Consider the following 6110-nt stretch of genomic DNA (forward strand, 5'->3'; position numbering starts at 1 on the left):
GAAATACGCGAAACGGGGTTGTTCTATCTTTAAATTTAATTACGCAACAAAGCCATCCTAACCTTAAAACTAATATCAAAATTCTATGTCGCGGTCGCGCGAAAGTAGCGCTTAGTAGTTTTAAGCTTGAAGGTGGTTACATCGAGACTCGATATGGGAAAATAAAATTAACAGATGAAGAAAAACATAGATTATTGAGTAAGAAATTCAAATTCTCCAAACCTGTAGTGTTAAGAGAACTAATTTCGTCAAAAATCGAGTCCAATTTAGTCGAGAAAATGATCAAGATAGGCGCTGTGTATGTTTTTTAAATTTTATCAAGAAATATTTAACTCTATAGATGAGTTAAATATTGGAATTAAACCTTCAGATTCATTTTCGACATCGCATGTAACACCTGAAAAATTTAGGAGTTTGGCTGCCTCAATATACGACTCAATACTAAATGTTGGAAGTTCTAGGTTCAACCTGAGATTGATATCGGAAGGGAAGGATATCCACCCAGCTATGTTCATTGAGTCGAGAATAGGTGATGGTCTTATCGAACATTCAGTAGTTGATGGCGATAATGTGGTGCAATATTTGAAAAAAGGAGGAACGTTTGTCTTCGATCATATGAATGACTATATACCCCAAGCAAGGTTAGTTCAGGAGTATATTGAATCAAAGTATGGTGTTAAGTGCTGGGTACAGTGTTATGTAACATGCTCAGAAGGAACAGCGTTTTTGATGCATGCTGATGACCACCCCTTTATTATTTTCCAAATTATGGGAAAGAAACAATGGAATCATGATAACACTACGCCAAATATCACTTATAGCGTTGGTGATATGGCGTTTTACCCTAGAGGTAAGCAACATAATGTTTACGGTTTAGGTGAACTCACAATGCATTTAACAGTTGCATTTGAGGGGTATAATGATATGACATATGACCAGTTGAGCTTGGAAGAAAAGTTGAAGGTTTTGAAACCTAGAGTAGGTAGTAGTTTGCCGTATTCTATCGCACCTGAATTATTTAAAAAAACAACTAATATAAGGGCTTATTATAACCACTTTCCTCCGTTAAAATCGATGGGCTCTTATGATGTGTTAATTACACCGAAAAAGCGAATAAAATTGAAGCCTATTTATTCTTTGATACTTAAATTAATTCAAAATGAGTTCTTCCTTAACGCAAGGGAAATATCTAATGAACTAGAGCTTCCTGAGAGTCAAGTTATGGACTTCCTATTATTCGGGTTGAAAGAAGGCTTAATAATCAAAGGGTGTACAGATGAAAGCTATTAGATTAAAACTATTGGGCAATATTAGTAGAAACTTTTTCCTTTTTTGTATCGCCTCGTTTGTTTCTTCTATAGGGAATTCTATAATACCAATAGCCTTTGCCATCGAATCTGTAAAGATATCTCCGTCAGGCGTAGGTATTAGCATAGTGCTTATATCTTTATGGTTAGGGAGATATTTAGGGACTTTACAATATAGAAGAGCAAGTTTTGTTAACCTTAAGAGAGTAATCCTTGTCTCGGATTTTTTTAAGCTATCGACGCAGCTTGGCTTACTTCTTTATATCTACGTTTATAGTAATGATATCGTAGCAATGGCAGTATCTTCTTTTATATACGGTATAGCTTCATCTTTTTTCGCCCCTTCCTCATACAGGTTGATACCAGTAATTACTTTAGAAAAGGAAAGGGAGAGATGTAATTCAATCCTATCGGCTATGGGTGACGTTTTTGGGATCCTTGGGCCATTAGTTGGCGCTACGATAGTTATATTTCTTGGCTTCGAACTAGTTCTATTGGTTGATGTTATTACTTTTGGCTTCGCCTTACTTATGTTTTCCCTAATGGATCTTGAAAAGCAAGTCAATTCAGTTGGCGAGTCAGAAACACCCAAACCTGATGCCAACTCAAATAAGATGTCTATGATTCCAGTTTGGTCTGAGAATGGTATAAGAAGTTGGTTCTTTGCCTCAGTTTGTATTGGGTTTATGGGTAGTGCGGGGCCTTTCTTAATTATACAAAATCATTCAGAATATTCATGGGCACTTGTTGCGACTATAGTTTCAGTGGGTTCTCTGTTAGGGTCGGCTTCCGTTATGACAGGAAAGCTTACCAACGTAAAATGGAAAGGTGTCCACTTCCTATGTTTATTGTTCCTTACTATTCAATTGTTGGCTTTCAATAGCCAAATGAACATTTACATAATCGCGATGTTTGGCCTTATTGGAGCTCTATTTACCACTATGAGTGGTGTGAAGTGGGATACGAAAGTTCAAAATGAGCTATCCCCTAATCAACTATCGATTTTTGCTGCTAAGGAACAACTTTGGATGAATACCGCAATACCTATGGGAATGTTGCTGTTTGCTTTTGCATCACTAGTTGAGTTAATTGAACTTACCTTAATAGTCATTTCAGTTACTACATTCTTAAGCATGATATTTTTGATACGTAGAGAGTGATTGGAGTGTGTACAAGAACTCATACCTCCTCGCTTTGGTAACAGGACAAGCAAGCGGACGAATTCTATTTGGCCTAAACAGTGTAATTATTGATGCTGCTAGATTTCGTCCAGTACCGTCATAGGCTGAATTTTACCCGAAGCACTCTCTAGCTCGAAAGTGCCCCTTTCTGCGTCAACGTAATTACTCAGTGGCAGATCTTGCCACTGGAATCATCGTACTTTTTCTCATGATTACCCGCTGAGAGAACGTGACAGAAAACTCCCAAAAGCTGTCACTTCTTAACATTTCTAGCCAAAAGTCATGCTTGCATAATCATGCAAGCTTACTTGAGACGATAAATCGTAATTGGATATTTGTTATTTACTACCTCTTCGGCCTTATTCTTGCGTTACCGATAACCTCTGGTATCGCAAAATGCCCAAAATGCCACCGTTGTCATCGATGGCCGATCATCACGAAACAGAACTATTTAGAAGGCGTTTGTCAAAAAAGCATATACAAACGACAAACTATGAATTCTAACCATCAAACCTAGTATCTATATGAAAATTAAAGGATATATCAAACGGTTTGATTCAATCTCCAAACTGAAATAATAATTATGGAGAGTAATCAAGTCGTTCATCATAAGGTCGTATGGTATGAGTAAAATTATTAAGAGTGATGTTGTTAGTTCATATTTTGACTGCCCGCTCAAGTTCTATAAAATAACACATGAAAATTGTAAAGTAGATCTTGATATTCATCAGAGCTCTCTAACTCAAGATTCCAGAACTAAATTTGAACACAAGAATAATATAAAATCCAAGTTCGATATTGATTCAAATTATAATGATACAGAAATACTTATAGGTGGAACCTTCATAGCAAAAGGCATTAAATTAAAAATAGACTATATAAAAAACCTAGTAAAAAATGGAAAGCGCTCTATATACCCAATTGTTGTAATAAACTCAACAAAATTACCAAAGCACATTATTAATAACGCAAACTTAATAAGTAGCTTATTCGGTTGTCTTTGTGATGGTAATATTGAGGGGATATTGGTGCTAAAAAGCAACTTGAGATTAAGTAAAGTACCTTTAATAAAGACAAGTAAGGACATTGAAGCCATTTTACTCAATATAGAGAATATAACATCAAAACCACCTATTAAAATAAATACACATTGTAAAATTTGTCAATTTCAAGATTCATGTAAACGTACAGCGATAAAAGACGATAACTTAAGTATTCTCCCAGAGATTAATGACAAGATAATTAAGAACTACAATAAAAGAGGTATATTTACGGTTAATCAGTTATCTTACAAGTTTCGCGCTAGAAAAGATCATCAAAGAAAAGACTCTATTGCCTACATTCTCCCTATGAGAGCCTATGCTATTAGAGAGAAAAAAGTAATAGTCAATGAGGTAGTAGAATTTCCGGATTCTCTAGTAGAGATTTTCTTAGATATTGAAGGGCTTCCTAAGGAAAACTCTAATTATCTCATAGGTTGCATTATAAAAAAGGGGGATAGAACTTATACAAAACACTTTTGGGCAAACTCACTTGATGATGAGATTCTTATGATCAAGAGGTTTTTGGACTACATATTTAGATTTAATTTTATTACCATTTATCACTATGGAAACTATGAGATAAATTACTTCAAGAAAATTATTAAACTTCTGGATGAGAATTATAAAGAAAAATTAAATAAAATAATTTCTTCATCTTTTAATCTACTTAGTATATTTAGGAACAAAATAATTTTTCCTTGTTATACAAATAGTTTAAAAGATATTGCAAGGCACCTTAACTACGAATGGACAAGTAAAGTAAAGAATGGAAAAGATAGTATATCTTCAAGAGTTCTCTGGGAGTTAAATAATTCAAATAGACTTAAGTCTGACCTTGTACTTTACAATAACAACGATTGCCATGCACTGATGGTTGTTTATTTTTATATAAAATCAATCATTAATAACATTAATAGCGGAAATAGAAAATTTGATGAAGAGTATATAACAAATGATGACATATCTAAGCAAATAGACTTCGGTTATACTAAATACATTCGTAATGGGTATGCAAATAGTGAAATTAAAGAAGTAATGAACTATGCATATTTTGACTATTTAAAAGAAAGGTTTTCCTTAAGGGAAAGGGAGTACAACAAAATTAAACATGGAACTAAAACCATAGATAGTAAGGTTGATTTTTATGACTTTGTAGACCATGTGAAATACTCTAGAAAAAGTAAATGCCCTTCCTGTCATAGTAAGCGCGTGTTCAAAAAAGCCAATGGATTAAGCAAAACCATATTGGACTTAAAGATTGAGAATGGTGTTGTCCGGCGCTGGGTTACTCAATTCAAAACCAAAAAATATAAATGCCAAGATTGCCAACTCGTATTTATACCCCAAAGTTACCCAGCATCACGAGCTAGAATAGGCAATACTATAAAAATTTGGATGGTATATCAATATATCTACAATAGGCTAAGTCTAAGTCAAATAAATAATAACCTGAGAGATTTCTATGACATACACTTAAGTAGTGCCACGATATTTACATTTAAACGGCATGTTGCAGATATACTTCGTGAATTAGTATTAAAAGACCTAAAAGAACTGACTAGAGGAAAGGTACTTTATGTTGATGAGACACCTTTTAAGTTAGCGTCTGGTACATACTATTGCTGGATATTTACAGATGGGTTTCGATCTGTATCTATCATGAGAAAAGATCGGAAGAGTGAATTTTTATTAGAGTTATTAAAAGGATTTAGAGGGGTTTTAGTAACTGATTTTTTCTCAGGGTATGACAGTATAAACTGTAAAAAACAAAAGTGTCTTATTCATTTTATGAGAGACATTAACAATGATTTACTAAAGAACCCATTTGATGATGAACTAATTAAAATATGTAATGTTATTTCTAGCACATTAAAAGGTATCATTAATATAGCAGAATGTTACGGCTATAATAAAGACCATCTTTCAACTGGGAAAAAAGAGGTAGAAATAACCATCAATGAAATCAAGAATATGAAAATTAAGTCTGAAGCCGCAGAAAAATACAGAAATAGGTTTATTCGATATCAGTCATGTTTTTTTGAGTTTATTAATCATGATAATGTTCTTTGGCATAATACGTATGCAGAACATGCCATTAAACTACTTTCAAAACATAGAAATAAAAACATAAAAAGCTTCAGATATAATCATTTAGCAGACTATTCTATTTTAATGAGCATCTATCAATCCTGTCACTTTCAAGATATTGGCTTTTTGAATTACATGTTAAGTCACGCTAGATGCAAAACAAAGTCGAGGTCAAAGTATACTGAACTTGCAAAGTTATTATCGTAAATCGCATTTAAAAGTGAATAATGAGCCTGATATTCACAGAGTTTTCTCTGGTCAGATAGTGCTACTATTAGGTGTAGGTATCTTAAAATGATGCAAAAGTGATTCGTAGACGGGCAAGATAACGCATACTTTGTCGTGAATTCTACATAAAGTAAACTTGACACAAAACAATCATGATGGAAGGAACTGTCCAGTTCCGTGCAAATCGACTACTGCTGACAACGGTGATCTTTGATCTGCTCCAGTCAGACTGGACACTTAGCTAAGCGACATTTCGCTTTTCA

4 protein-coding genes are annotated in these 6110 nt (G+C 34.0%); all 4 read left to right on the forward strand.

The genetic code is table 11. The features are described from left to right. Positions 1-311: hypothetical protein (locus tag ACED28_RS22470; protein WP_371710789.1), on the forward strand; the 311-nt coding region annotated here is incomplete at its 5' end. After that, a complete protein-coding gene (locus ACED28_RS22475) occupies positions 301-1290 on the forward strand; it encodes a hypothetical protein (RefSeq protein WP_371710790.1) in 990 nt (329 codons plus the stop codon). The genes ACED28_RS22470 and ACED28_RS22475, both read left to right, overlap by 11 nt. After that, positions 1277-2467 (forward strand): MFS transporter, encoded by a 1191-nt coding sequence (locus ACED28_RS22480; protein ID WP_371710791.1) that lies wholly within the window; start codon positions 1277-1279, stop codon positions 2465-2467. The genes ACED28_RS22475 and ACED28_RS22480 overlap by 14 nt, the downstream gene beginning before the upstream one ends. A 644-nt stretch (positions 2468-3111) precedes the next feature. Continuing rightward, positions 3112-5826: a TM0106 family RecB-like putative nuclease gene (locus ACED28_RS22485; protein WP_371710792.1), complete on the forward strand. Its 2715-nt coding sequence runs from the start codon at positions 3112-3114 to the stop codon at positions 5824-5826. Positions 5827-6110: the final 284 nt, after the last annotated feature.

The organism is Vibrio sp. 1F253 (assembly GCF_041439295.1).
Taxonomy (GTDB): Bacteria; Pseudomonadota; Gammaproteobacteria; order Enterobacterales; family Vibrionaceae; genus Vibrio; species Vibrio tasmaniensis_A.